Consider the following 26,453-nt stretch of genomic DNA (forward strand, 5'->3'; position numbering starts at 1 on the left):
GGCTTTCCGCCATCACACGGCCGGGATAATCAATCAGCCCCATAATCGCCAGCGAGCTAACGGATTTACCCGAACCAGATTCGCCGACGATGCCGACAACCTCGCCCTGATTTACGCTGTAGCTCACGCGGTCTACGGCTTTGAACGGTGTGCCTTCGTCGCCGAAGTGCACCGATAATTTATCTACATTTAATAACGCCATCTCGGTCCCCTTACTGCTTCAGTTTGGGATCGAGCGCGTCACGCAGACCGTCACCCATCAGGTTAAACGCCAGTACCGTCAGCAAAATTGCCAGCCCAGGGAAGGTCACGACCCACCAGGCGCTTTGCGCAAATTGCAGCACGTCAGAGAGCATGGTGCCCCACTCCGGCGTAGGCGGCTGTGCGCCCATCCCCAGGAAGCCGAGGGCAGCCATATCGAGAATGGCGTTAGAGAAACCGAGCGAGGCCTGAACAATCAGCGGCGCAAGGCAGTTTGGGAAAATGTTGACGAACATCTGGCGCATCGCCCCGGCACCCGCCACGCGAGAAGCGGTCACGTAGTCGCGGTTAACCTCCACCAGCACAGCGGCGCGGGTTAAACGGACGTAGTGCGGCAAGGCGACAAAGGTCAGCGCCAGCGCGGCGTTACCAATTGATGGGCCGAAGATAGCTACCAGCACCAGCGCCAGCAGCAGGCTCGGCAGTGCCAGCATGATGTCGACGACGCGCATAATGATGTTATCGACGAGGCCGCCGAAGTAGCCAGCAACCAGCCCCAGCACCACCCCCATAATCAGCGACAGCACGACCACCAGGCAGCCCACCAGCAGCGACAGGCGAGCTCCGTACATCAGACGGGACAGCACGTCGCGGCCCACGTCATCGGTACCAAACAGATGCGCCCATGTACCGCCTTCCTGCCACGCCGGTGGTGCCAGCAGCGTATCGCGGAACTGGTCTGCCGGGTTATACGGCGCGAGCCAGTTCGCGAAGATCGCGATAACCAGTACGATAACCACGTAAACCAGGCCGACAACCGCGCCTTTGTTACGCTTAAAGTAGTGCCAGAATTCCTGGAATGGGGTCATTGGCACCGGTGCGGACACCGTTTTGTTTTCAGTTACTTGTGTCATGATGGCCCCTTACTTCTTATGCCGAATACGCGGGTTCACCACGCCGTACAGCAGGTCAACCAGCAGGTTGACGAGAATAATCATCGTCGCGACCAGCAGCACCCCACCCTGCACCACCGGATAGTCACGGCGTTGCAGCGCGTCAATCAGCCAGCGGCCCAGACCCGGCCAGGAGAAGATGGTTTCCGTCAGAATTGCACCTGCCAGCAGCGTACCCACCTGCAGGCCGATAACGGTCACCACCGGCAGCATGGCGTTACGCAGGGCATGAACGATGATCACGCGCATGCGGGTTAAGCCCTTGGCACGCGCGGTACGGATATAGTCTTCGCCCAGCACTTCCAGCATGGAAGAACGAGTCATACGCACGATAACCGCTAAAGGAATGGTCCCGAGCACGATAGCAGGCAGAATCATGTGCGCCAGCGCATCGATAAAGTTGCCCGGGTCACCCCAGATGGCGGTATCAATCAGCATAAAGCCGGTCAGCGGGTTGGAGTCATCAAGGAACACCATGTCGCTGACGCGTCCGGAGACCGGCGTCAGGTTCCAGTGCACCGAAACCAGCATGATCAGCATCATGCCCCACCAGAAAATCGGCATGGAGTAGCCGGTCAGCGCCAGGCCAACAGCGGTGTGATCGAAGATGGAACCGCGCTTAACCGCGGCCAGCACGCCCACCGGGATACCCACGGCGACGGCGAAAATCATGGCGCAGATACCGAGTTCCAGCGTCGCTTTAAAGCGCGGCACGAACTCATCCCACACCGGGAGTCGGCTTTTCAATGAAATGCCTAAGTCACCGTGCAATACGCCCCAGATATAGTGGAGGTACTGTTGCCACATCGGCTTATCCAGGCCGAGTTCGGCCAGAAGCTGGGCATGGCGCTCAGGGGAAATACCACGCTCGCCCGCCATAATCATCACCGGATCGCCGGGGATCATATGCACGAAGGCAAACGTGAGGAGGGTGATACCGATAAACGTCGGGATCACCAGACCCAATCGTTTGAGGATGAACTGCAACATAACCCTGATTCTCTCTAATGACGGCCCGCCTGGTCACAGGTCGTCTGTATTGCTCACAAATCTGCCGCCTTTCTTAAACGCGAGAGGCGCAGATACGGCGCAGCTTCCCACCCCAAGGGGGGCAGGAAGCGTTGCGCTGCCGGTTAAGGCATCGTCTTTATTATTCGATAGATACGTTGTCGAAGTGGTGCTTACCTAATGGATCAACCACATAGCCTTTGACTTCTTTACGCACCGGCTCGTATACGGTGGAGTGAGCGATGATCAGCGCTGGAGCCTGATCGTGCATCACCACCTGAGCCTGTTTGTACAGCTCAATGCGTTTGTTGTGGTCGTCGGTTGCACGTGCCGGTTGAATCAGATCTTCAAACGGCTTGTAGCACCAGCGAGAGTAGTTAGAACCGTCTTTTGCCGCCGCGCAGCTGAACAGCGTCGCGAAGAAGTTATCCGGATCCCCATTGTCGCCGGTCCAGCCCATCATGACCGCCTGGTGCTCGCCCGCTTTCGCGCGCTTGAGGTATTCGCCCCACTCGTAGGTCACGATTTTGGCCTGTACGCCGATTTTCGCCCAGTCAGCCTGAATCATCTCAGCCATACGGCGAGCGTTCGGGTTGTACGGACGCTGTACCGGCATCGCCCACAGCTCAACGGTGAAGCCTTTATCCTGGCCCGCTTCTTTCAGCAGCGCCTTAGCTTTTTCCGGATCGTAGCTGTAGTCTTTGACGTCGTCGTTATAGCCCCACATGGTTGGCGGGATCAGGTTCTTAGCAGCAACGCCTGCACCCTGATAAACGGCTTTGATGATCGCTTCTTTGTTGACCGCGTAGGTCAGCGCCTGACGTACTTTCACGTCATCAAACGGTTTTTTCTCGGTGTTGAAGGAGAGGTAGCCAACGTTCAGGCCTGCCTGTTCCATCAGGTTGATGTTCTTGTCTTCTTTCATGCGCGCGATGTCAGCTGGGTTCGGGTACGGCATGACCTGGCACTCGTTCTTCTGCAGCTTGGCGTAACGTACGGAAGCGTCAGGCGTGATGGAGAAGACCAGACGATCGATCTGCGGCTTGGTGCCCCAGTAGCCCGGGAACGCTTTGTACAGAATACGAGAGTCTTTCTGATACTGAACCAGCTGGAATGGACCGGTACCGATTGGGTTCAGGTCAACTTTCTCCGGCGTGCCGGCTTTCAGCATGTTGTCAGCATATTCTTTTGACAGAATAGACGCGAAGTCCATCGCCAGGTCAGCCAGGAACGGCGCTTCTGGGCGAGTCAGTACGAACTGAACGGTATTATCGTCGACTTTTTTCACTTCGCTAATCAGGTCTTGCAGGCCCATGCCTTCAAAGTATTCATAGCTGCCGCCAGAGACTTTGTGGTACGGGTTCTGCGCGTTTTTCTGACGATCGAAGGAGAAGACGATATCGTCGGCGTTCACGTCACGCGTTGGTTTGAAGTCTTTATTGTCCTGCCACTTCACGCCCTGACGCAGGTGGAAGGTGTAGGTTTTGCCGTCCGGACTGATGTCCCATTTCTCAGCCAGACCCGGGACGATTTCCGTGGTACCAGTTTTGAATTCAACCAGACGGTTATAGATAGGTACGGAGCTGGCATCATAGGTGGTACCAGACGTAAAGAGCTGTGGGTTAAAGCCTTCCGGCGAGCCTTCTGAACAATAAACCAGGGTTTTTGCCTGTACGCTGGCTGCAACGGTCATAGCGACCAGGCTGAGACCCAGCTTCAGCATCCCTGACTTCTTCAAGGAAATACTCATTATTCTGCTCCAATGTGATTATGTGTTGTTTTTACCCTTTGCATTGGGTTACACCGCCTGACCTTATTTATTTTTGAACCGGCTGGGTCGATGCATTTAGAGGCGAGGGATTCCTTTCACTGGAACATCTGAGTTGCAGTGCGGATTCTCCATGAAATGCCCCTCATGCCCTACAATCTGTCAACAGAATGTGAAAACGTCAATACAGTTATCCGGGATTTGTATTGAAGGTGAGAATGGATGGGCAAAGATTAAAAAAACCCCGAAGCACTATTTTCAGCAGAGAAATTTATGCTATGGGCAAGAAGGCAGAGTAATCCACTTAATAATTTGCAACATTCAGCGATTAACAATTAGCCATTATGTGAAAAATTTATTTCGATATGATGATAATCTGAGCGATTAATGCCGCGAACGTTAAAACGCACAGCGGAAAATGCTGAGCTTAGCCATAAGCAGCGAAAAAAAAGATTCGTCTATGCATACGAAAATACAATGGAATATGTCACAAAATTGTGAACAGGCAGGGGAAGCGTTTGTGTTGCCGGATGGCGGCGTAAACGCCTTATCCGGCCTACAATCGCAGAACGTGTAGCCCGGCCAAGCGAAGCGCCGCCGGGGCTTCCTCGGAGTCAATGTAAACGCCGCGTCCAAGCTACCAGGTGCTATAAACGCAAAAAGCCTGCTTATTCAGCAGGCTTTCCAATCTGGTCGGTGATAGAGGATTTGAACCTCCGACCCCTTCGTCCCGAACGAAGTGCGCTACCAGGCTGCGCCAATCACCGTACGCCGCAGATCTTACTGCTGCGTTTTTGGGTCGTCAATCCCTTATTAAACCCATGCCTTTTGTTCGGTGAAGAACTCATCACTGCGCCGTTTTCTTGCTTTCAGGCACGTGGCACCAGTTGTTGAATTCATTAATACCGCCATCTGGCGAGGTATAACCCAGACAACCCATAATCGTGTCGTACAGCTCCACGTGACGCTTCGGCTGCTTCATCTCCGCCTGCTGTTGCAGGTAAGCAAACGACTTCGCGTGGTCCGGATTCTGCAGATATTTATCCGACATCCAGACCATCATCGGCACGCGGAACTGCTCTGGCGGCGCCATCATACGCGGCGTACCGTGCAAACGCTCATGATCGTTAATCGACTCACCGTGGTCCGCGGCAAAGAAGACAATCGCCTTCTTATCGCGCAGTTGGTCGAACACGTTCACCAGGAAGTGATCGACATAAGTAATGGAGTTGTCGTAGGAGTTAATCAGCTCCGCCTTACTGCACTTATCGTCCACATTCACGCACTCAGGCTTCCACTGCGCAAAATTGCGCGGGTAGCGCTGGGTATAGTTAAAGTGCGAACCTTTGGTATGAATGATAATAAGGTGCTTACCTTTATCGCTCTGACGCGCCAGCACGTTTTGCAGCTCATCGGCCAGCAGCATGTCGTCCACGCTCTTACCCCGGTTACGCGGCTCTGCGCCAATCTGCTCACGATAGGCGATGTTGTTCGCCATCGTATTGCTGTAGAACCACAGCTCGCTTTGCATCGCCAGTAGATCGCCGGTAAAGCCCAACTGATGCAGCACCGCAAAGACGTTCTGCTCTTTCAGCGTACGCTGCGGGTTATCGCTTGCGCCGCCCTGGCGGACAAACATACAGCGCAGCGAAAGCTTGGTGGCGGTATCGCAGGAGTAGCCGCGGAACGCGACCAGATTCTTCTCTTTTGCCAGCCCCGGCGTGGTATTCCGCTCGTAGCCGAACAGGCCCATGTGATCCCAGCGCGTCGTTTCGCCGATGATAAACACCATGTAGGTGTCATCGATATCCTTTGGTGCTACATAGGTGAATTTCTTCGACGGGTCGAATAGCTCGCGGGTATCCGTTGATTCATCAATCTGTGTCCAGCCATAAAGACCCAGTGCCGCCACCCAGTTACTCGGCAGGTAAGAGTTCGCCAGAACGCCGCCATAGCTCGGCAGATCCACCTGCGACAGCCGCTCGGTCTCCTTCAGATGGATCTCCATCAGACGAATTGGTCCCCAGACCAACAGCGCTGACAGCAGCACCACCGCGATGCCGCGAATACGCTGCCCCGGCGTACGCAGCTGATAAAGCAGCGTATCACGTGCCTGGTTAATCCAGATAAACGCCAGCGGTACGATGCTGGTTAGCACCAGCCAACTGATAAAGTGCCAGCCCACCACCTCTTTCGACAGATCGACATCCGTGGTCATGACCGAAGCCACAATGCCATAGCCAATCACCACGTTCAGATTGGTCATGTAATAGCTGGCACCGGCAGAAATCAGCACCACCAGCGTTGCCAGCACCTTCCACAACCGGCGCCCACCAAGAGAGAGCACACGGAATAAGAAGAAGCTCACCAGCAGCGTACCGACCAGCTCAATAACAATGAACAGACCTTTCTCGAAACTGAAGTCCTGCAGATACCCCTCAAACCGACGGGACAATACGGAGAAATTCATAAACCAGCCGATGTAGACCGCCAGCAGGAGACTCAGCGTCTGCTGGGACATCGCTTTTATATATCGCATTCAAAAAAACCCAGAAAAAAGGGAAACAGAAAAACTGGTGCCAAATCACACTATCTATGGACCAATTAATATAAGCGTCATGCCAATACAGGCATCACATGCAAGCGCGGTAAGTAGACAACAAGAAAGGGGAAAAGTATGCGGTGAGAATGTGATCTGACCAAATATTTACAATATATTTGGTCAGAATCGACTTAGGAGGAAAGGTAATAATTAAGCGTGAGCTTCTTGCATAATTTCTGTTTTTGGCTGGCGAATCGTTGTAGACAGTGCCAGAGAGAGAATCAGCAGGGCGAAGATAACGCAGAATGTGATGTAGAACCCACCGAACATTGATGCAATCAGGGAACCACAGATGCTGCCGATACCGAAGCCAAGGTAAATCACGCCGTAGTTTTTTGCCAGGTTGTTCAGACCGAAGAATTCACTGACCAGCGATGGGAAGACGGTGATGGTACCACCGAAGTTAAAGGCGACGCAGGCAATAGCCGCAAAGAAGGTCACTTCATTCAGCGGCGCGAACAGCAGCGCTGCCATCCCCACCAGAGAGATAACCTGACCAATGGTGATAACGCGGATACGGGCAATTTTGTCAGACAGAATACCCAGCACCAGACGACCACTCAGGTTAGCAATGGAGATAACCGTTACCGCATTCGCGGCAGTGGCCAGATCCAGATGCACCATACCCTGAGCAATATCTTTTGCGACACCGATGACGTACAGGCCGCTCATACAGGCGGTCAGGAACATCACTGCCAGCATCCAGTACTGCGGTTTGCGCATGGATTCTGCCAGCGTGAAATCATTCGCCACAACGCCGTTGGTGGTGGACACTGGCTGATTCGGTGCGTCTTTCATCAGCATAGAACCGAAGACAATCATCACCAGTACGATAGCGCCCCAGATCATAAAGGTTTTTTCCAGCCCAACGGTTGCCAGCAGCTGGCTATCGATGAATTTGAAACCAAGGCTACCTAAACCATATGAACCGATGGAGAATGCAGAAATCAGGCCTTTACGCTCCGGGAACCACTTCACGCAGTTGGAAAGCGTCAGTAAATAACCCGCACCGTCCGCCAGGCCGACAATCACGCCAGCGCTCAGCCACAGCATCATCAGATTGTTAGCGTGTGCGGTCAGGAAGAAGCCGATACCCAGCAGGATCCCAGACGCCATGGTGACGCGTTTAACGCCAAAGCGTTCCTGTAATTTACCGGCAACGGAAGAAGAAAGTGCCAGGCCCAGACTTAACAGACCAAAGGAGAACGCCACCTGACTAACGGATGCATCCAGCTTGGTGGACAATGCGCTGTTGAACAGGCTCCAGGTATAAACAGAACCTAATGCGAATTGAGTAATGATGGTGCCGAACAATGTCAGCCAGCGGGTATGATTTTTAGTTGCAGCGTTCATGATGATGATGCCTTCTTAAATTAACTGCTGCCAACGATAACGAAGTTAGCATTTTCGCGGGTTTTAAAAGGCATGAACTGCATTCAGGACGGAATGAAATGCATCAGCGGCGGCATGAATGGCATTGCCAAATCATCACCTGCCGCTGGGTTTCGTCAGATAAACATCGTAGATCAGAAGCGCGCGCTCACGCCCATCATGTAGGAGTAGTTCGTTCCGGCAGACATGTTATCGGCCTGAGAAAGTGCGGCATAGGCAGCCAGATGTGAATTAAGCAACATATCTGCCCCCAAAGTCACATCAACCCAATTGCCGTCCTGAGCTGAGGTTGGCGTGCGGTTTAGTCCGGACTGCGCCTTCCACTGGTTCTCACCAAACTGCTGGTTGTAGCTTACCTGTGCCCAAGGGCGGATCCCTTGCCACGGATGTGAATCAACGCGCCAGCCCAGCGTACTTACGCTCGCATGCCACAGCGCATCGCTTTGCGAAACGCTATTCACCGTGTCGCCAAATTCGTTCCACATAAAGCCCGGCGAGCCGTCGTAGTGCCAGGTGGCGACAGGCCCCATGGTCATACTTTCCGTCAACGGAAAATTCCAGCCGATGCTCATGGTTTTAGTGGCGTCCTGCGGGCTGTTATCCGGGAGGCTCGTATTAAGCCCGGCGCCCGCTTGCAACGCATCAATACGCTCTGCAAGAATGTCATCGTAGCGCGGTTGGTGATCGCTATCCCATGTATAGCGCTCGGTAGTATTACTTTGCGCATCAGACACGATATATTCCTGTTGCCAGGCATTCGCATGTGGGGAAAGTAACATCCACGCGTAACACGATGCCGGCACGACACATCGCCAGAAGCCAGTGCATTTCTTATTATTCATTAATTGACTCCACTAAAGAGCCAGATTCGGCAATTATTGTTATGTTTTTAGGGAAAAAAATCCCTGTAATAACTATTACTGTTTTCTTATCAGCGTCAAGCGAAGTGCAGGGTTTTATTGCCAGGCGTGACCCATCAACAAAAACAGGGAGAATCAAATGCAACGCTGCGGTTGGGTAAGTCAGGATCCACTTTACATCGCGTATCACGATACCGAATGGGGTGTCCCCCAAAGAAATAACCAGGCTCTGTTTGAGATGATCTGCCTCGAGGGTCAACAAGCAGGGCTTTCCTGGATAACCGTGCTGAAAAAACGCGAAAATTATCGCCATGCCTTTCATCACTTCGATCCGGTTAAGGTCGCGGCGATGAGCGAAGACGACGTTGAGCGACTGGTACTGGACGCCGGTATCATCCGTCACCGGGGTAAAATTCAGGCCATTATCGGTAACGCCCGCGCGTTTCTGGCAATGGAGGCCAACGGCGAATCGTTTAGCGATTTTGTCTGGTCGTTTGTCGATGGCGTACCCATTGTCACCCAGGCCGCCGCACTCGGGGAAATTCCTACCTCTACGCCCGCGTCAGACGCATTATCTAAAGCGCTGAAAAAACGCGGCTTTAAGTTTGTTGGCACCACAATTTGTTATTCCTTCATGCAGGCCTGTGGGCTGGTCAATGACCACGTCACCCACTGCTTCTGCTATCCAGGAGTTCAGCATGATAAGAAAATGGAACACTAACCAGTTCGAGCCGTTGCTGGGGCTCTGGCTGGAAAGCACCACCTATGCGCATCCGTTTATCGCCGAGCAATACTGGCAAGAGAGCCTGCCCATCGTGCGCGACACCTACCTCCCCGCCGCCGAAACCTGGGTCTGGGAGGACGAACAACGGCTACAGGGCTTTGTCAGCGTGATTGACACGCGCTTCGTTGGCGCGCTGTTTGTCGCCCCGAATCAGCTTCATCAGGGGATTGGCAGTGCGCTGCTCAGCATGGCGAAGCAGCATTTTTCCGACCTCAGCCTGGAGGTCTACCAGAAGAACTGCCGGGCGGTGAATTTCTACCACGCGCAGGGTTTTCGTATTGAAGACAGCGCGTGGCAGGACGAGACCCGGCATCCTACCTGGATTATGCGTTGGCAGGCGGATTAAACGCCGTTAGCATTAGCGACGGGCCGGTGTATTTTTCAATCCAGGCCAGCGCCGTGTTTCCCGCACACCCGTTCCCCAGCCGCGAGCTGGGGATATCTTTGGTCAGCACATTCACCGCCCCATTTTTGCAGATACCGTTCGCCTCGAGGTCTAAATCTGGCCACGCCCCTTCGTGCAGACAGATAACGCCGGGCTTGATGTCTTCACTCACCACCGCTCCCGCCAACACCTGCCCACGATGGTTCCAGACCCGCACCAGATCGCCATCCTGAATCTGCCGCGCCTTCGCATCCTGCGGATGCAGCGTTAACGGCTCACGCCCGGCGACCGCATAGCGTTCACGCAGCGTCGTATGGTTGAGCTGGCTGTGCAGGCGATGCGCGGGATGGGCAGAAAGCAGTTGAAGCTGTTCCGGCTCCGCGTTACCGTGCCATTCATCAGGCTCCAGCCACATCGGGTGCGGCGGACAGTCGGGATACTGGAAGCTGGCAATACGCTCAGAGTAAATCTCAATTTTGCCACTCGGCGTGCTTAACGGGTTCGCCTGTGGATCGGCGCGAAACGCGCCAAATCGGACAAAAGCGGCGTTCTGTTCACTCTCCGGCATCTCAATCAGTTCGTTGGCCTGCCAGAACTCGGCAAACGGCGGCAGCGTCACCTGCTGGCTGGCCCCGCGTTGCCCGGCAATGTGGTAGAAGGTTTCCAGCCACTGGAGATCGCTCTTCTCCTCCGTAAAGCGCGCCCGCCCACCTGTTTCCCAGCGTTCGCTGAGGTCAGCAAACACCTCAAAATCATCGCGTGCTTCATCACGCGGCATCACCACCCGCTTCATCGGCACCAGATGCTGGTTACTGTAATCACCGGTCATGGTGAGGTCATTACGTTCAAACGAGGTCGTGGCCGGCAACACGATATCGGCGTGACGCGCCGCTGCCGTCCAGTTGCATTCGGAAATGACCACCAGCTCCGGTTTTTGCCAGGCGCGAATCAGCCGGTTGGTGTCCTGATGATGGGTAAAGTTAGCGCCACCCGCCCACCAGACAAAACGAATATCCGGGAAGTGTCGATCCAGCCCGTTATGCTGGTACGGTGCGCCGGGGTTTTCCAGCGCCTCGACGATACGCGCTACCGGGATTTTATCAACGGCATCAACGCCGCCTTTCACCGTGCCCTGCATCGAGGCCAGCACCGCCGCACGACGCGTCGGGTTACCGCCGTTCGCGAAGTGATAAGAGAGGCCAAAGCCACCGCCCGGCGTACCAATCTGCCCCAGCATGGCGGCGAGCGTCACCAGCATCCAGTGCTTTTGTTCGCCAAACTGCTGGCGCTGCATCCCCCAGCCGGACATCAGCATGGTGGTATTTTTATGGAATATCTCTGCCAATTCGCGGATTTTATCTGCACTAATACCGCAAATCGTCGCAGCCCACACGGCGGATTTTTCCTCACCGTCTTCTTTACCCAGCAGATAATCAGCAAAAATCGGAAACCCGGTGGTATAGCGCGATAAAAAGTCCGCATCGTGCCAATTATTCACCAAAAGCGTATGGGCGATGCCCAGCATCAGCGCCACATCCGTGCCCATATGTGGCGCTATCCACTCCATCGACTCACCGAAAAACGCGACGGTTTCCGATCGCATCGGATCGATACAGATCAGGCGTTTACCGCTTTTCCGCAGCTGTTCAAAATAGGGGAGCCCCTGCTCATCGGAAGCGTTCCAGGCAATTTTCAGCGTATTCATCGGGTTGGCGCTCCACAGCACCACCACGTCAGTATGCTCCAGCACCATCGGCCAGCTGGTCTGCTGCTGGTAGACCTCATTGCCGCCCACCACGTGCGGCATGATGGCCTGCGCCGCGCCGGTAGAATAATCGCCCAGATGCCCGGTGTAACCGCCTGCCAGGCTCATGTAGCGCTGGAGCAGCGTCGCCGCCTTATGCAGTACGCCGTTAGAACGCCAACCGTAGGAGCCCGCAAAAATCGACGACGGCCCGTAGCTTTCGCGAATGCGGCGGTGCTGCCTATCTATCAGCGTCAGCGCCTCATCCCAGCTCACTCGCACAAACTCATCCTGCCCGCGAATCCCCTGCGGGCGACTCGGTGAAGCCAGAAATCCTTTACGCACCATCGGGTAACGCACCCGCGTTTTACTGTGTACCTGATCGCGCACCACGCTCTGCAACGAGTTATCGAACGACGTTTTCAGCGCACCGCGCGAAGAGAGCACGCGCTCGCCATCGGTTTCAACCAGCATAGGGCCCCAATGGGCAGCGGTCAGGATAGTTTTCGTGGTCGGTGAGTGTGGCAAAGCGTGCTCCTGGATAGCTGATGCAGGTGATTCGGCGATGTTTTGTTCATCGCTCAATGTTTTTTACAAAAAGACAAAATCTCCCGGGAATTTTCCCCGGTTTTGCACGTCATAATCAACCGCCACACCTGCCGTGGCAAAGAATAAAAAGGATTAAGGAAATAAGATGAAAAAACGCATGCTCATGATTGCGGCCCTGGTTAGCGGCGCACTGGCAGTTTCTGGCTGTACCACCAACCCGTACACTGGCGAACAGGAAGCCAGCAAAACCGGCATCGGCGCAGGCCTCGGAACCTTAGTGGGCGCGGGTATCGGCGCACTGGCATCCTCTAAACACGATCGCGGCAAAGGTGCGCTGATTGGCGCCGCCGCAGGTGCAGCCGTCGGCGGTGGCGTGGGTTACTACATGGATGCCCAGGAAGCCAAGCTGCGTCAGAAAATGCAGGGAACCGGCGTGAGCGTTACGCGTAATGGCAACAACATCGTGTTGAATATGCCAAACAACGTCACCTTCGACAGCTCCTCTTCTACGCTGAAACCAGCAGGTGCCAATACCCTGACCGGCGTGGCAATGGTGCTGAAAGAGTACGAAAAAACCGCCGTGAACGTGGTCGGCTATACCGACAGCACCGGCAGCCAGCAGTTGAACATGACGCTGTCCCAGCAGCGCGCTGACTCCGTAGCCAGCTCGCTTATCACTCAGGGCGTGGCCGCTGCCCGCATCCGCACTTCCGGCATGGGCCCGGCGAATCCTATCGCCAGCAACAGCACCGCCGAAGGCAAAGCGCAGAACCGTCGCGTAGAAATCACCTTAAGCCCGCAGTAACCCCTCCGCCGGACAGGGCTTGCCCCATGCCCGGCGTTCATCCCTCCCCATTTTCTGGGCTGGTACTTTTCGCCCCACTGTGGGATTGTTAAGCCTGCTAACGATCAACTCTTCTCTCTTCAATCCATGGAGATCCCCATGAAGCCGTCCGTTATTCTCTACAAAGCCCTGCCCGACGATTTGTTACAACGCCTGAACGACAACTTCACCGTCACCCGCGTGCCAAACCTGCACCCAGAGACCGTACAGCAGCACGCCGATGCCTTTGCGAATGCCGTTGGGCTGCTGGGTTCCAGCGAAAACGTAGATACCGCTTTGCTGGAGAACATGCCGAAGCTGCGTGCCGCCTCCACCATTTCCGTGGGCTATGACAATTTTGATGTAGATGCGCTGAACAATCGTCGCGTTCTGCTGATGCACACGCCAACCGTGCTGACTGAAACCGTGGCCGATACGCTGATGGCGCTGGTATTAAGCTCTGCTCGTCGCGTGGTTGAAGTTGCCGAGCGTGTAAAAGCAGGCGAGTGGAAACAGGGCATCGGCCCGGACTGGTTCGGCATCGATGTCCATCACAAGACGCTGGGGATAGTCGGGATGGGCCGCATTGGCATGGCACTCGCCCAGCGCGCGCACTTCGGCTTCAATATGCCAATTCTCTACAATGCACGACGCCACCATCCACAGGCGGAAGAGCGCTTTAACGCCCGCTATTGTGATTTAAATACGCTGCTGGCCGAGGCAGATTTTGTCTGCCTGATCCTGCCGCTCACCGAGGAAACCCACCATCTGTTCGGCGCAGAGCAGTTCGCACGAATGAAGTCATCCGCCATCTTCATTAACGCCGGTCGTGGCCCGGTAGTGGATGAACAGGCGCTGATTGCCGCACTGCAAAACGGCGATATCCACGCCGCGGGGCTGGACGTGTTTGAGCAAGAGCCGTTGCCGGTGGACTCGCTGTTGCTGAAGCTGCCTAACGTGGTGGCGCTGCCGCATATCGGTTCCGCGACGCATGAAACCCGCTACAACATGGCGGCCTGTGCGGTGGATAACCTGATTGATGCGCTGAAAGGGAACGTTGAGAAGAACTGCGTGAACCCGCAGGTTGCGGGGTAAAACGACGCTGCCCGACGTGATGCCGGGCAGCCATAATGCTTATTTTGTCGCGTTAACTGCCGCGGTCCACGCCTGGCTAAACGCCTGGTGCTGTGCCGCCAGCGGGCCAATCAGTGAATTATACTGACTCGCCTGCTGTGAAGTCGGGAACTGAATACCGTTCGCGACAAAGCTCACCTGAGTGCCCTGTTGCGCCACGAAATCACCGACCTGCACCAGCTGCTGGGTAAACACCTGCGCAGCGGGAATCAGCGGCTGCAGCGCATCGGACGGGCCGGTCACGACTTTGCTGTAAACCTGATCAAATACAGGCTTGAGATCATCAGCCTGTTTCAACGCAGCATGCGCGGCATCAGCCTGCATTTTCGCATTCTGCAGCTGCTGGCTCAGCACACCCAGTGAACCATTAGCCTGACGCAGCGGTTCGCGCTGGGTCATGTAATCTTGCGGTACGCGAATCGCGTTAACGCTATCGACAACCGGACGTAAACCGGCATCCATCGCCTGGCTTACCTGCTGTGAGTAGCCATAAATGACGGCATAGTCTGAAACAAACGGTCCGAACTGTTTTTTCTGGTCAGCGGTCAGCGTCGGCAGGCGTTCACCGCCACGCATTACCGTATTCTGCAGGAAATCGACGAATGCTTTACGCTGATCGCCTTCCTTATCAAAACACCCACTCAGGCTAACCACCATTAATATCGCCGCAACAGGCGCAAACCAGCGAGAGCAGGACTTTCCTGACGCCATTTTAATACTCCTTCAGCCAAAAAAAAGCGCAAACCGGCACACGCGTGCCCAACGGTGACAAGGATAGTCCAGAGCCGCGCCGCAAGATACCTTTTTCATACGTTCTCCAGCGGTTCGCGCACATTGTTAATTGATTGTTGCATACATCACATTTATCACGATGAAATCACGATAACTAAATAGACATAAGAATATGATATTCCTTTGTTTTTCACCCATCAATGCACCCACTTCGCATTGAGAGAACGATAATCGCACACTTCCTGGCCACCGTGGATTGTTGTCCTGCTGCATAAGTGATTTTATTTAATGAACGATTAACGACAAAACGTTCGATAATCGCCCAATTACCTCAATACCGGCGAGAAAGATAAGCGTTGAAAAAACCACTTCCTCGCACCGCTTAGCAGGAATTACCGCATGACAACACAGACAACAACGGATATTCAGGCTTTTATCAACCGCCATCCCTTCTCAAAGTACCAGTGGATGATTCTGGTGCTGTGCTTTATCACCGTCGCGCTGGACGGCTTCGATACCGCCATTATTGGCTTCATCGCATCCGATCTGGTTCAGGAGTGGGGCGTACAAAAATCTGACCTTGGTCCGGTGATGAGCGCCGCGCTGGTAGGCCTTGCCGTCGGCGCGCTGACCGCAGGGCCGATGGCCGACCGCATTGGGCGCAAAAAAGTGCTGGTGTTATCGATCCTGGTCTTTGGCGGCTTCAGTCTGATTACCGCCTTCGCCACTTCGCTGACGCAGCTGACCGTTCTACGTTTCTTAACCGGGCTGGGGCTGGGTGCCGCCATGCCAAACGCCGCGACGCTCATGAGCGAGTACGCGCCGGAGCGCCGTCGCGCACTGCTGGTGAACCTGATGTTCGTTGGTTTCCCGATTGGATCTTCACTCGGTGGGTTTATCTCTGCATGGATGATTCCACACTACGGCTGGCAGAGCGTACTGGTGCTGGGCGGCGTCATGCCGCTGGCGCTGGCAGTCGCGTTAATTTTCATGTTGCCAGAATCGGCTCGCTATCTGGCAGTAAAAAACCGTTCTCAACAGCAGATTGCCAATATTCTGCGCCGCATTGCCGCGCTGCCAGAAAACACCCGGTTTGTCCTGCAAGAGGCAGGTCAGGTCAAGGAGCAGTCAGCGCTGGGGGTTATCTTCTCGCCGCGCTACCTGGTGGGCACCATCATGCTGTGCCTGACCTACTTTATGGGTCTGCTTATCTTCTATCTGCTGACCAGCTGGCTGCCGCTGTTAATTCGTGAGACTGGCGCAACGCTGAGCCAGGCTTCCGTGATTACCGCGCTGTTCCCACTCGGCGGGGGGATTGGCGTGCTGGTATTAGGCGCGTTGATGGACAAAATCAACCCGAATAAAGTCGTTGCCGTAGGCTACCTGCTAACCGGAGTCTTTGTCTGTCTGGTCGGTTTCTCAACCAGTAATCTGGTGCTGATGGGCGTCATGGTATTTATCGCCGGAACGATTATGAACGGCGCGCAGTCATCCATGCCAGCGCTGGCCGCAGGGTTTTACCCAACGCAGGGCCGCGCAACCGGCGTTGCCTGGATGCTGGGACTAGGCCGCTTTGGGGGTATCCTCGGCGCATTTAGCGGTGCGTTCCTGATGCAGGCAGAGCTCTCCTTTAAAACCATTTTCGCTCTGCTGGCCATACCCGCGGTCCTGTCGGCCATCGCGCTGATGGTGAAGTACATCGCCGGTAAAAATCAGCACAATCAAGGCGACAACGCAGCGGCAGCGTTGACTGAATCGGCGCAAAAAGTCTGATATTTAGCCCCGGCAGTGCGCTGCCGGGGCTAAATGATATTTTTTTACAACACACTCACAACTGATAATAATTCATATTTATCAAACCATTAAACATCAATTACTCTGCCTACCCCCCAGGAGCATAGTAAATTATGTGCAGATAACGTTTGCTTTTGCGGTGAGAGTTATGCGTTAATACATCCACGGTTTGACATACAGACCACAAAGCAGTTGAGTAAAGCAGTTCCCTTCAAGGTTATCCATTGGTACCCCTCGTAGCGACATTCCTTTACGCTTTAAATTCTGTAAAGCATGCCATATCGCCGAAAGGCTCAATTAATTTTTAAAGGTAATTTCTATGTCCGGTAAAATGACTGGTATCGTAAAATGGTTCAACGCTGATAAAGGTTTCGGCTTCATCACTCCTGACGATGGTTCTAAAGACGTGTTCGTACACTTCTCTGCTATCCAGAACGATGGCTACAAATCTCTGGACGAAGGTCAGAAAGTTTCCTTCACCATCGAGAACGGCGCTAAAGGCCCAGCAGCTGGCAACGTAACTTCCCTGTAAGTTAACGCCGCTAAGAATTGAAAATCCCTGCCTTATGGCGGGGATTTTTTTTATCTATAGCGCGGAAAAATGCCACCCCGATTCATGCCACTCCAGCGCATGCGTCAGTTTCAGCCCCTGCAAGAACGCCTCATCGTGAGACACCACCAGCATCGCACCTGGAAAATCAACCAGCGCAGCTTCAATTGCCTGCACCGATGCCAGGTCAAGATGGTTAGTCGGCTCATCCAGCAGTAATAACTGCGTCGCCTCTCGCCGCCACAGCACGCAGGCCAACGCCGCTTTTAATCGTTCTCCCCCACTGAGTGCCGCTAACGGTAGATTCACTTTGTCCGCGCCAAGCTGTAGCTGCGCTAGCCGGGTACGCAGCGCGCCCTCTTCCAGCGGCGTGTCGCCCGCCCTCAGATGCGCCATTACCGATAACGACAGATCGAACTGGCTAAGATGTTGATCCAGCCAGGCAGCAGAGACAGAGAGCTGGCTGCGCCCGGCAAGCGGTGTCTCAAGTCCCATCAGGGTTTTGAGCAGCGTCGTTTTTCCGCAGCCATTAGGGCCACGTAGTGCCACTCGCATCGGGCCGTCCATGCGCCAGTCGAGGGCAGAATGCGTCTGATGTGCCAGCTGTAGCGATTCCAGCACCAGCACCTGCTTACCGCTGGGCACTTCACTGCCGGGCAGTGTGAACATCACTGGCGTATCCTCTTCCACGCGTTCCCGAGCCTGCTTTACGGCATTATCCAGCGCACTTTGCTGCTCACGATGCTGGCGCAGCAAAGTGCCAGGCCGTTCTCGCGCCGCCCCTTTGTACTTCACCCGCTCAAATGACGCGATATTGAGAGCATCAACGGTACGCAGGGTTTTCGCTGAACGTCTCTGGCAATCATCATGCTCTTTGTGCTGCCTGGCACGCGTGCGGCGACGTTCAGTGGCAACATGCTCGAGCGCGGCTCGCGCCGCCTGCTGCTCCGCATCACGCCGCTGCTGATATTCTACGTAGCTGCCGCCATAGCTGCGAAGCGCCGTAGGGGTCAACTCAATAATACGTGGCATCCGTGCCAGCAGCTCCCGGTCGTGGCTCGCGACAAGTGCCCCACCCTGCCAGGCATCAAGCTGTCGATAGAACCACTCGCGCCCCGGCCGGTCCAGATGGTTGGTCGGTTCATCGAGCAGCAGGAAATTGGCGCCAGAGGTAAACGCTGCGCAAAGCAGCGCTTTCACCCGCTCACCGCCGCTTAAGGAGCCGGCCAGACTTAATGGGTTAAACTCACCCAGTTCCGCGTCCTGAAAGGCGATGCGAAGCCGGTCCGGCAGATCCCAGAAACCATCCAGACTTTCGATATCGTCGTCGTACGGCTGACCCTGCTCAAGACGCTGCAGCGCGGCGAAAACGGCTCCGTAACCCAGCAGCTCAGCCAGCGTGGTCTCCTCGGAGGCCGCATGTTGCTGCGCGACGTAAGCCCGGGACGCGAAACATTCGATATGTCCGGTGGAAGGTTCATCGACGCCAGCCAATAACCGCAGCAGCCGCGATTTGCCCACGCCGTTACGCCCGACAAGGCCACAGTGTGAACGCTCCAGCGATAAACTTAGCGGGCCGAAAAGGGTATCACCCGTCGCAAACTGACAGGTAACCTGATGTAAAATAAAAGAAGGGGATTGCGCACAATGGGCCATAAGCACTCCTGAATGAAATCAATAGTTCCCCTGCTTGCGGCAAGCGCCCAGCAAGGATTCGAATTCAGCAGGTGTGTTTGTCCATTTTCAGTGTGCCTCAGTGAGACGAGGGATTCGTCGCGGCAAAGGATAAACGTATTGCGCCAGTCATTTCAAGGTTCTTTTTTGCGCAACCTTCCTATCCACAAAAAAAGCCTCCCGTTAACGGGAAGCCTTAATATTAATTTGTAAAAAAATAGGGTGCATTGAGCCTGCATAACACCGCAATAGCGGCGGGGAATTCTCCCCGCCGTACGCCCTTACTGTTTCATATCGCAGGCTAAAGATGCCGCTAACTCATTATTTCCTTGCTTAATATGCAACTCGCATAATGAATCACGAACCATCCAGGTAAATAATAGAATAGTGAGACATATCACTATCAAACTATACAACATAGATTTTTGCGGCATCCTTTGCCTCCTGTGTTGATTTTCAACAAGTAAGAGGCTAACCTTATGTGGTCTAGGCATAGAGTTGGCCTCACTTTGATTTATCGTCAGGTGGGGCTTTTCTCTGTCTGCCATCGGGTGAATACCTGAGACAGACAGTCTCAAGCACCCGCAATCATTCTACCTTAAATATCAAAATACCTTTCTTTGATGTATTCCTAAAATATTTCTCGCCTATCAATAATTATGTCGATTTAAATAAATCAAAGAATTATTAATCGTTCCCCTAATCATATTTAAGGTACAAAAAAACCTGCCCGAGAGCAGGTTTTTATTTATTAACAGAACAATTACTGCAGCAGGGAAATATCCGCTACCTGCAGGAACAGATCGCGCAGTTTCGACAGCAGCGTCAGACGGTTGATACGCACGTCTTTATCTTCTGCGTTCACCATCACGTTCTCGAAGAACTCATCCACCGGCTCACGCAGGGATGCCAGTTCAACCAACGCTTCCTGATAACGACCTTCTGCAAAGTACGGCTGCAGCTTGTCGCGCAACACAACCAGGTTGCCCGCCAGCTTGATTTCCGCCGCTTCTTTCAGCACGGAAGCGTGAACGATATCGTTCAGCGTCTCGTCAGATTTCGCCAGGATGTTGGATACACGCTTGTTAGCCGCAGCCAGCGCAGAGGCCTCTTCCAGAGTGCGGAAGTGGGACACGGCCTTCATACGAGCATCGAAGTCTGCTGGACGGGTTGGGCGACGTGCCAGTACCGCCTGAATGGTGTCAACGGTATAGCCTTCGTCCTGATACCAGGCGCGGAAACGACCGAGCATGAAGTCGATAACTTCATCCACCACTTTAGCGTTGGTCAGCTTGTCACCGTACAGACGCACCGCTTCTTCGGTAAGGGTCTGCAGATCCAGCGGCAGGTTCTTCTCAACGATAATACGCAGCACGCCCAGCGCAGCACGACGCAGCGCAAACGGGTCTTTGTCGCCTTTCGGATGCTGACCAATACCGAAGATACCCGCCAGGGTGTCCATCTTGTCCGCAATCGCCAGCGCGCAGGCAACCGGGTTAGACGGCAGGTCATCACCGGCAAAGCGCGGCTGGTACTGTTCGTTCAGCGCAACGGCAACATCTTCCGCTTCGCCATCGTGGCGTGCGTAGTGCATGCCCATCACGCCCTGGGTGTCGGTGAACTCGAAGACCATATTGGTCATCAGGTCACACTTAGACAGCAGGCCCGCACGGGTCGCGTGGTTGACGTCAGCACCAATCTGACCCGCGATCCAGCCGGCCAGCGCCTGAATACGGTCAGTTTTGTCGCGCAGCGTACCCAGTTGCTGTTGGAACAGCACGGTTTGCAGGCGCGGCAGGTGATCTTCCAGACGTTTTTTACGGTCGGAATTGAAGAAGAACTCCGCATCGGCCAGACGTGGACGAACCACTTTCTCGTTACCGGAGATAATCTGCTGCGGGTCTTTCGACTCGATGTTTGCCACGAAGATGAAGTTTGGCAGCAGCTTGCCCGCGTTGTCATAAACCGGGAAGTACTTCTGGTCGCCCTTCATGGTGTAAACCAGCGCTTCAGCTGGTACCGCGAGGAATTTCTCTTCGAATTTCGCGGTCAGCACCACCGGCCATTCCACCAGCGAGGTGACTTCTTCCAGCAGGCTTTCGCTGAGATCAGCGTTGCCGCCAATCTTACGTGCCGCTTCTTCAGCGTCAGCTTTGATTTTGGCTTTACGCATTTCGTAGTCAGCCATCACCATGCCGCGTTCCAGCAGGATTTGCGGGTACTGATCGGCATTGTCGATGGTGAACTCAGGCTCGCCCATAAAGCGGTGACCGCGGATGATGCGATCGGACTGTACGCCGAGGATGGTCGCCGGAACGACTTTATCACCCAGCAGCAGAGTCACGGTGTGCACCGGACGCACGAAGTGTACGTCGGACGCTCCCCAGCGCATCAGCTTAGGAATAGGCAGTTTAGCCAGCGAGTTGGCAATCATGTTCGGCAGCAGCGCTTCGGTACTTTCGCCCTTCACGTGCGCGCGATACAGCAGCCATTCGCCTTTGTCAGTGGTCAGGCGCTCAGCCTGATCGACGGTAATACCGCAGCCGCGCGCCCAGCCTTCAGCCGCTTTGCTTGGTTTACCTTCAGCGTCGAACGCCTGGGCGATTGCCGGGCCGCGTTTTTCAACTTCGCGATCCGCTTGCGCAGATGCCAGATTTGCCACTTTCAGCGCCAGACGGCGTGGGGCAGCAAACCATTCAACGTTACCGTGCGCGAGGCCCGCGTTATCCAGCTCTGCCGTGACGTTCGCGGCAAAGGATTCAGCCAGGTTGCGCAGCGCTTTTGGTGGCAGCTCTTCAGTGCCGATTTCCACCAGAAAAGTATTCTCAGACATGGCCGCCTCTTATTTATTCTTGTTGCACATCGGGAAGCCGAGGGCTTCACGGGAAGCATAGTAAGCTTCTGCCACTGCTTTGGTCAGGGTACGAATGCGCAGGATATAGCGCTGACGTTCGGTGACAGAGATGGCTTTACGCGCATCCAGCAGGTTAAAGCTATGGGCGGCTTTCAGAATACGCTCGTAAGCAGGCAGCGGCAGCGGAGTTTCCAGCGCCAGCAGCTGCTGCGCTTCTTTCTCGTACTGCTCGAAGCAGGTGAACAGGAAGTCCACGTCCGCGTATTCGAAGTTGTAAGTGGACTGCTCCACTTCGTTTTGATGGAATACGTCGCCGTAGGTGGTTTTACCCAACGGGCCGTCGCTCCAGACCAGGTCGTAAACGCTGTCTACGCCCTGAATGTACATTGCCAGACGTTCCAGACCATAGGTGATCTCACCGGTGATCGGTTTACATTCCAGACCGCCAACCTGCTGGAAGTAAGTGAACTGCGTCACTTCCATACCGTTCAGCCACACTTCCCAACCCAGACCCCAGGCACCCAGCGTTGGGTTTTCCCAGTTGTCTTCCACGAAACGAATGTCGTGGATGGTCGGGTCCATACCCAGCTCTTTCAGTGATCCGAGGTACAGCTCCTGGATGTTGTCCGGAGACGGTTTAATCACTACCTGGAACTGATAGTAGTGCTGTAAACGGTTCGGGTTTTCGCCATAGCGGCCATCGGTTGGGCGACGAGAAGGCTGCACGTAGGCAGTCGCCATCGGTTCTGGCCCCAACGCACGCAGGCTAGTCATTGGGTGTGAGGTGCCGGCGCCAACTTCCATGTCCAGTGGTTGAACAATGGTGCAGCCCTGACGAGCCCAGTAATCCTGTAAGGTCAGGATCAGGCCCTGGAAGGTCCTGGTATCAAACTTTTGCATATGATTTCGTGCTGGATACGTGTGGATTTAAAGGAAGGAGTCAGTATACCCGCTGGCTGCGAGATATACAGTATGAAACGAGGTTGTTTAGACTAAATTGGGAAAACAGGCCCGTTTTTACCACGAACCCACCCGTTTTAGCTCATGGAGAGATGTAAAAATCGGCCATCGGCATCGAAAGAGCAGACAAAACTTTCATTTCGCGCCGTATAGCCGCGGAGTTCATAACTGCCTTGAAAACGTTCAAACCCGGTGACATCAATTTTCTTCGTCGCGGTGTTATAGCGCTCAGCAGCATTGTCTTTGCACAATTGCTCCATAGAAAGCGAACGCTCGGGATTCACTCGCGCATTTTGTGATTTTTGCACAGCCGGCGATTCGGCCGACGAGCACCCTGCAAGCACAATAAGCGCCAGCAAAGTAGAGAGAGACTTCATCATCATTATTTATCTTACCGGGCTGTTATTTTAGGCTTTACCCCTTCTTACCGCCGCATTGTGCGAAGATTGCGACACCATCACAAGTGCGGGGCGAGAAACTCGGAATTATCCAGTGAGATAGCTAACACTGGGGCGAGTCTGACCTTAGAACCTATCCCAGTAGGCGTAATTGTTGAAGCCAGTTTGAGGTCGTACAGCGCGCAGAAACCGGAGCGTACACGTAGTACGTGAGGATTTTGAGCACTGCACGACCTCAAAATGGCGAATAAAATAGCCTAATGGGATAGGTTCTTATTTATAGCGGAAAAATAGGTATCTGATGCAAGCAAAGATTAACTGGATTGAGAACTTACGCGGAATTGCCTGCCTGATGGTGGTGATGATCCATACCACGACCTGGTACATCACCCACCCGCACGACGTGAGTCCGCTAAGCTGGGACTTTGCCAACGTCTTAAACTCCGCTTCCCGCGTCAGCGTGCCGCTCTTCTTTATGATTTCGGGCTACCTGTTTTTCGGCCCGCGTAGCGCACAGCCGCGCCATTTTCTGCGCATTGCACTCTGCCTGTTGTTCTATAGCGCCGTCGCGCTGCTGTTTATTGCCTCTTTTACTCATATCAGCGTTGAAAGCTCCTTGAAGCATATCCTGCAAAAACCGGTGTTCTATCACCTGTGGTTTTTCTTCGCCATCATCGTTATTTATCTGGTTTCGCCGTTGATTGAGGTCAAAACCATTAGCGGCAAAATGTTGCTGGCGTTAATGGTCGTGATTGGCCTGGTGGCGAACCCTAATACCGTTTCGCTAAGCGCTCACGGCGTCGAATGGCTGCCAGTCAATTTGTATATCAACGGCGATACGTTCTATTACGTTATTTACGGGCTACTAGGACGTGCAATTGGCATGATGGAAACCGATAAAAAAGGTCTGTCCTGGTGCTGCGCGCTGCTGTTTGCGGCCTCCGTATGGGTTATATCTCGGGGTACGCTGCACGAACTGCAATGGCGCGGCAACTTCGCCGATACCTGGTACGTCTACTGCGGCCCGATGGTCTTTATCTGCGCCACATCGCTGCTGACGTTGGTTAAAAACACCCTGAACGCGCGAGTGCTTCCGGGACTCGGGTTTATTTCAAAACATTCGCTGGGTATTTATGGCTTTCACGCGCTGATTATTTACGCCTTACGTACCGGCGGTCTGGAATTAAAACGCTGGCCGGCCCTGGATATTTTCTGGATATTCAGCGCAACGCTTGCCGGGAGCCTTATGCTTTCTATGCTGCTACAGCGTGTCGATACCCGTAGGCTGGTCAGCTAATTCCGCAACCCGCATCAGAAGATACTGACCCGATATACAAAGACAGAATGCCGCAAGATATGCGCCTCTTTCGACCAGTGAGAGTGGCGCATTCCACAATCCCACCAGCAGTAGCCCACTAGTTATCAGCGCCACCATCCGGCAGACAGAGGCAAAACCCTCGTCCATCAGGCCACGCCTCACTTCACGCTGGTAGGCATAGACGATGAACATGCCGGTCATCAGCACGCCCAGAAAATAGCCTTTTCCACTTAATAACGGGCAAGCCTGCCAAAGCCCAATGAGGTAAATCAGGGCTCCAGTCAGCATGAATAGCCATGAAATAAGCACAGAACGTTTCATTAGAATCTCCTTATCCATCAAATGCACATTATGGGAAACGGGAGACTGACAACACTGAAAAAGGGATTCAGGGGAGCATTTCAGAATAAAACCATGCAATTATTTTATTGTTTGCGTCGATTTAATTGCGCGAGTAAATCCCTCCTGCAAGCAGGAGGGATTTATCATCAGGACATCAGCGGCAGGAGCTGCTGATACAGTTTGCGGAAGGTCTCACGGCGCTGCTGATAAACAGCATGATGCTGAGCATCCGGATAATGTGTTTGTTCCAGCTTAAGCTGCGGCAGTAAGTCTGACAGCGGCTTGTCCGGATTCACGGCGATTTGTGCCAGCCGTGCTGCACCTAGCGCCGGGCCAACATCACCCCCGGTGCGGTAGTCCAGCTGTAACCCGCTAATATCTGCCAGCATCTGCCGCCACCATGGGCTTCGCGCACCGCCGCCGATAAGCGTGATGCTTTCTGGCGTCACGCCGCAGGCATGGACCACATCCATCCCATCAGCCAATGCATAACCCACGCCTTCCAACACCGCTTTTGCCAGCTCGGCAGGGCCATGCTGATGCGTCAGGCCAAAGAAGACACCCTTCGCTTGCGGGTTATTGTGCGGCGTGCGTTCACCGGAAAGATACGGTAAGAACCAAATTGGATCCGCGCTGGTATCCGCATTTTCCGCTGCGCTAATCAGTGCAGGCACGGTTGTCAGGCCGGTCAACCTTGCAGCCCAATCCAGGCAAGACGCGGCGCTCAGCATCACCGACATCAAATGCCAGCGGCCAGGCAGCGCATGGCAGAAACTGTGTACGGCGCTTTCTGGCTTGCTCAGAAACCCCTCGCTCACCGCAAAGTAAACGCCTGAGGTGCCCAACGACAGCATCGCCTGACCGGCATCCGCCATGCCCACGCCGACGGCGCCAGCGGCATTATCACCACCACCTGCGACTACCGGCACCGCAGGCATATTCCATGCGCTGGCAACCGATGGCAGCAATTTTCCAGTGATGTCGCAACCTTCATACAGCGCCGGCATGTTGTCACGGGTCAGATGGCAAGCGGCGAGCATCTCATCGCTCCAGTCACGCTTCGCGACGTCCATCCACATGGTGCCTGCCGCGTCGGACATATCACTGGCAAAATCACCGGTCATACGCAGACGCAAATAATCTTTTGGTAATAGTACCTTATCGATATGACTGAAGATCTCAGGCTCGTGGCGCTGTACCCACAGCAGCTTCGGTGCAGTAAAACCAGGCATCATCAGGTTACCGGTTATCTGCCGCGACGTTTTCACCTTCGCTTCCAGAAGCTCACACTCTTCAGCACAGCGTCCATCGTTCCACAGGATAGCCGGGCGCAGCACGCGCTGGTGTTTGTCCAACAGCGTCGCACCGTGCATTTGCCCTGCAATCCCCAAGGACTTTACGCCCTGAAGGCTGTGCAGTTGGCTGAGTCCTTTGATAGCACGATCCGTTGCCTGCCACCACTGCTCTGGGTCCTGTTCTGACCATAGCGGGTGGGGACGGGAAACCGTCAGTTTTTCCGTCTGTGACGCCAGGACGGTTCCCTGTTCATCAAGCAGAATCGCCTTAACGCCAGACGTGCCTAGATCTATGCCGATATACATCGCGACTGCTCCTTTAAGTGGTACGAT

Annotated in this window: 23 protein-coding genes and 1 tRNA gene; 7 read left to right on the top strand and 17 right to left on the bottom strand. The window is 54.3% G+C overall.

Annotated features, from left to right (window positions below; genetic code table 11):
* The 8 genes from GKAS_RS07500 to GKAS_RS07535 all read right to left on the bottom strand — a co-directional run.
* Nucleotides 1–202 (bottom strand): ATP-binding cassette domain-containing protein (locus GKAS_RS07500; RefSeq protein WP_035893085.1); only part of this gene is annotated, 202 nt, incomplete at its 3' end.
* A gap of 10 nt (nt 203–212) precedes the next feature.
* A complete protein-coding gene (dppC, locus tag GKAS_RS07505) occupies nt 213–1,115 on the bottom strand; it encodes a dipeptide ABC transporter permease DppC (RefSeq protein WP_035893087.1) in 903 nt (300 codons plus the stop codon).
* Nucleotides 1,116–1,124: 9 nt separating this feature from the next.
* A complete protein-coding gene (gene dppB, locus GKAS_RS07510; RefSeq protein WP_035893089.1) occupies nt 1,125–2,144 on the bottom strand; it encodes a dipeptide ABC transporter permease DppB in 1,020 nt (339 codons plus the stop codon).
* 160 nt (nt 2,145–2,304) lie between these two features.
* Complete coding sequence (dppA, locus tag GKAS_RS07515) at nt 2,305–3,912, bottom strand: dipeptide ABC transporter periplasmic-binding protein DppA (RefSeq protein ID WP_035893091.1); 1,608 nt, start codon at nt 3,910–3,912, stop codon at nt 2,305–2,307.
* Nucleotides 3,913–4,620: 708 nt separating this feature from the next.
* A tRNA-Pro gene (locus tag GKAS_RS07520) sits at nt 4,621–4,697 on the bottom strand.
* Between the two features lie 80 nt (nt 4,698–4,777).
* Nucleotides 4,778–6,469 (bottom strand): kdo(2)-lipid A phosphoethanolamine 7''-transferase, encoded by a 1,692-nt coding sequence (gene eptB, locus GKAS_RS07525; protein WP_035893092.1) that lies wholly within the window; start codon nt 6,467–6,469, stop codon nt 4,778–4,780.
* A gap of 213 nt (nt 6,470–6,682) precedes the next feature.
* Entirely contained in the window at nt 6,683–7,885 is a 1,203-nt protein-coding gene (locus GKAS_RS07530; protein ID WP_035893094.1) for an L-lactate MFS transporter, read from the bottom strand.
* Between the two features lie 173 nt (nt 7,886–8,058).
* Nucleotides 8,059–8,766, bottom strand: coding sequence for a hypothetical protein (locus GKAS_RS07535; RefSeq protein WP_035893096.1), 708 nt, complete (start codon nt 8,764–8,766; stop codon nt 8,059–8,061).
* 157 nt (nt 8,767–8,923) lie between these two features.
* On the opposite strand from GKAS_RS07535, the gene tag reads away from it, so the two are divergent.
* Nucleotides 8,924–9,505 (top strand): DNA-3-methyladenine glycosylase I, encoded by a 582-nt coding sequence (gene tag, locus GKAS_RS07540; protein ID WP_035893097.1) that lies wholly within the window; start codon nt 8,924–8,926, stop codon nt 9,503–9,505.
* Nucleotides 9,483–9,914, top strand: coding sequence for an N-acetyltransferase (locus GKAS_RS07545; protein ID WP_035893099.1), 432 nt, complete (start codon nt 9,483–9,485; stop codon nt 9,912–9,914). Before tag ends, GKAS_RS07545 begins: the two co-directional genes overlap by 23 nt.
* On the opposite strand, the gene GKAS_RS07550 is transcribed toward GKAS_RS07545, so the two are convergent.
* A complete protein-coding gene (locus tag GKAS_RS07550; protein ID WP_035893101.1) occupies nt 9,892–12,225 on the bottom strand; it encodes a molybdopterin guanine dinucleotide-containing S/N-oxide reductase in 2,334 nt (777 codons plus the stop codon). The two genes, GKAS_RS07545 and GKAS_RS07550, sit on opposite strands and share 23 nt — an antisense overlap.
* A 166-nt stretch (nt 12,226–12,391) precedes the next feature.
* On the opposite strand from GKAS_RS07550, the gene GKAS_RS07555 reads away from it, so the two are divergent.
* A complete protein-coding gene (locus tag GKAS_RS07555) occupies nt 12,392–13,051 on the top strand; it encodes an OmpA family lipoprotein (RefSeq protein ID WP_035893103.1) in 660 nt (219 codons plus the stop codon).
* A 138-nt stretch (nt 13,052–13,189) separates the two neighbouring features.
* Nucleotides 13,190–14,164 (top strand): glyoxylate/hydroxypyruvate reductase GhrB, encoded by a 975-nt coding sequence (gene ghrB / locus GKAS_RS07560; protein WP_035893104.1) that lies wholly within the window; start codon nt 13,190–13,192, stop codon nt 14,162–14,164.
* A 39-nt stretch (nt 14,165–14,203) separates the two neighbouring features.
* Here the strand turns inward: ghrB and GKAS_RS07565 are convergent, their stop codons facing one another.
* A complete protein-coding gene (locus GKAS_RS07565) occupies nt 14,204–14,914 on the bottom strand; it encodes a DUF3053 domain-containing protein (RefSeq protein WP_035893105.1) in 711 nt (236 codons plus the stop codon).
* A 420-nt stretch (nt 14,915–15,334) separates the two neighbouring features.
* On the opposite strand from GKAS_RS07565, the gene GKAS_RS07570 reads away from it, so the two are divergent.
* Nucleotides 15,335–16,708: an MFS transporter gene (locus GKAS_RS07570; protein WP_035893106.1), complete on the top strand. Its 1,374-nt coding sequence runs from the start codon at nt 15,335–15,337 to the stop codon at nt 16,706–16,708.
* Between the two features lie 340 nt (nt 16,709–17,048).
* Nucleotides 17,049–17,261 (top strand): transcription antiterminator/RNA stability regulator CspE, encoded by a 213-nt coding sequence (gene cspE, locus GKAS_RS07575; protein WP_035893107.1) that lies wholly within the window; start codon nt 17,049–17,051, stop codon nt 17,259–17,261.
* A 54-nt stretch (nt 17,262–17,315) separates the two neighbouring features.
* On the opposite strand, the gene GKAS_RS07580 is transcribed toward cspE, so the two are convergent.
* The 5 genes from GKAS_RS07580 to GKAS_RS07600 form a co-directional block, all read right to left on the bottom strand.
* Nucleotides 17,316–18,935, bottom strand: coding sequence for an ABC-F family ATP-binding cassette domain-containing protein (locus GKAS_RS07580; protein WP_035893108.1), 1,620 nt, complete (start codon nt 18,933–18,935; stop codon nt 17,316–17,318).
* Between the two features lie 299 nt (nt 18,936–19,234).
* Nucleotides 19,235–19,387 (bottom strand): type I toxin-antitoxin system toxin HokA, encoded by a 153-nt coding sequence (gene hokA, locus GKAS_RS07585; RefSeq protein WP_035893110.1) that lies wholly within the window; start codon nt 19,385–19,387, stop codon nt 19,235–19,237.
* Nucleotides 19,388–19,716: 329 nt separating this feature from the next.
* Nucleotides 19,717–21,786, bottom strand: a complete 2,070-nt coding sequence (glyS, locus tag GKAS_RS07590) for a glycine--tRNA ligase subunit beta (RefSeq protein WP_035893111.1) — start codon at nt 21,784–21,786, stop codon at nt 19,717–19,719.
* A gap of 9 nt (nt 21,787–21,795) precedes the next feature.
* Entirely contained in the window at nt 21,796–22,707 is a 912-nt protein-coding gene (glyQ, locus tag GKAS_RS07595; protein ID WP_035893112.1) for a glycine--tRNA ligase subunit alpha, read from the bottom strand.
* A gap of 137 nt (nt 22,708–22,844) precedes the next feature.
* On the bottom strand, nt 22,845–23,150 hold the full coding sequence (locus tag GKAS_RS07600; protein WP_035893113.1) for a YsaB family lipoprotein: 306 nt from the start codon (nt 23,148–23,150) through the stop codon (nt 22,845–22,847).
* 316 nt (nt 23,151–23,466) lie between these two features.
* On the opposite strand from GKAS_RS07600, the gene GKAS_RS07605 reads away from it, so the two are divergent.
* Nucleotides 23,467–24,462, top strand: a complete 996-nt coding sequence (locus GKAS_RS07605) for an acyltransferase (protein ID WP_035893115.1) — start codon at nt 23,467–23,469, stop codon at nt 24,460–24,462.
* On the opposite strand, the gene yiaB is transcribed toward GKAS_RS07605, so the two are convergent.
* A complete protein-coding gene (gene yiaB / locus GKAS_RS07610; protein ID WP_035893117.1) occupies nt 24,427–24,804 on the bottom strand; it encodes an inner membrane protein YiaB in 378 nt (125 codons plus the stop codon). The genes GKAS_RS07605 and yiaB overlap by 36 nt on opposite strands.
* A gap of 167 nt (nt 24,805–24,971) precedes the next feature.
* Nucleotides 24,972–26,426, bottom strand: a complete 1,455-nt coding sequence (gene xylB / locus GKAS_RS07615; RefSeq protein ID WP_035893119.1) for a xylulokinase — start codon at nt 26,424–26,426, stop codon at nt 24,972–24,974.
* Between the last annotated feature and the right edge of the window lie 27 nt (nt 26,427–26,453).

The organism is Kluyvera ascorbata ATCC 33433, assembly GCF_000735365.1.
GTDB classification, from domain to species: Bacteria; Pseudomonadota; Gammaproteobacteria; order Enterobacterales; family Enterobacteriaceae; genus Kluyvera; species Kluyvera ascorbata.

Bases quoted from the DNA above. Each gene is read 5' to 3' on its own strand.
- tag (WP_035893097.1), top strand. From the start codon at position 8,924: ATGCAACGCTGCGGTTGGGTAAGTCAGGATCCACTTTACATCGCGTAT.
- glyS (WP_035893111.1), bottom strand. From the start codon at position 21,786: ATGTCTGAGAATACTTTTCTGGTGGAAATCGGCACTGAAGAGCTGCCA.
- GKAS_RS07565 (WP_035893105.1), bottom strand. From the start codon at position 14,914: ATGGCGTCAGGAAAGTCCTGCTCTCGCTGGTTTGCGCCTGTTGCGGCG.
- GKAS_RS07605 (WP_035893115.1), top strand. From the start codon at position 23,467: ATGCAAGCAAAGATTAACTGGATTGAGAACTTACGCGGAATTGCCTGC.
- xylB (WP_035893119.1), bottom strand. From the start codon at position 26,426: ATGTATATCGGCATAGATCTAGGCACGTCTGGCGTTAAGGCGATTCTG.
- yiaB (WP_035893117.1), bottom strand. From the start codon at position 24,804: ATGAAACGTTCTGTGCTTATTTCATGGCTATTCATGCTGACTGGAGCC.
- hokA (WP_035893110.1), bottom strand. From the start codon at position 19,387: ATGCCGCAAAAATCTATGTTGTATAGTTTGATAGTGATATGTCTCACT.
- GKAS_RS07545 (WP_035893099.1), top strand. From the start codon at position 9,483: ATGATAAGAAAATGGAACACTAACCAGTTCGAGCCGTTGCTGGGGCTC.
- dppC (WP_035893087.1), bottom strand. From the start codon at position 1,115: ATGACACAAGTAACTGAAAACAAAACGGTGTCCGCACCGGTGCCAATG.
- GKAS_RS07600 (WP_035893113.1), bottom strand. From the start codon at position 23,150: ATGATGATGAAGTCTCTCTCTACTTTGCTGGCGCTTATTGTGCTTGCA.
- glyQ (WP_035893112.1), bottom strand. From the start codon at position 22,707: ATGCAAAAGTTTGATACCAGGACCTTCCAGGGCCTGATCCTGACCTTA.
- dppB (WP_035893089.1), bottom strand. From the start codon at position 2,144: ATGTTGCAGTTCATCCTCAAACGATTGGGTCTGGTGATCCCGACGTTT.
- dppA (WP_035893091.1), bottom strand. From the start codon at position 3,912: ATGAGTATTTCCTTGAAGAAGTCAGGGATGCTGAAGCTGGGTCTCAGC.
- eptB (WP_035893092.1), bottom strand. From the start codon at position 6,469: ATGCGATATATAAAAGCGATGTCCCAGCAGACGCTGAGTCTCCTGCTG.
- GKAS_RS07580 (WP_035893108.1), bottom strand. From the start codon at position 18,935: ATGGCCCATTGTGCGCAATCCCCTTCTTTTATTTTACATCAGGTTACC.
- GKAS_RS07555 (WP_035893103.1), top strand. From the start codon at position 12,392: ATGAAAAAACGCATGCTCATGATTGCGGCCCTGGTTAGCGGCGCACTG.
- ghrB (WP_035893104.1), top strand. From the start codon at position 13,190: ATGAAGCCGTCCGTTATTCTCTACAAAGCCCTGCCCGACGATTTGTTA.
- GKAS_RS07535 (WP_035893096.1), bottom strand. From the start codon at position 8,766: ATGAATAATAAGAAATGCACTGGCTTCTGGCGATGTGTCGTGCCGGCA.
- GKAS_RS07530 (WP_035893094.1), bottom strand. From the start codon at position 7,885: ATGAACGCTGCAACTAAAAATCATACCCGCTGGCTGACATTGTTCGGC.
- cspE (WP_035893107.1), top strand. From the start codon at position 17,049: ATGTCCGGTAAAATGACTGGTATCGTAAAATGGTTCAACGCTGATAAA.
- GKAS_RS07570 (WP_035893106.1), top strand. From the start codon at position 15,335: ATGACAACACAGACAACAACGGATATTCAGGCTTTTATCAACCGCCAT.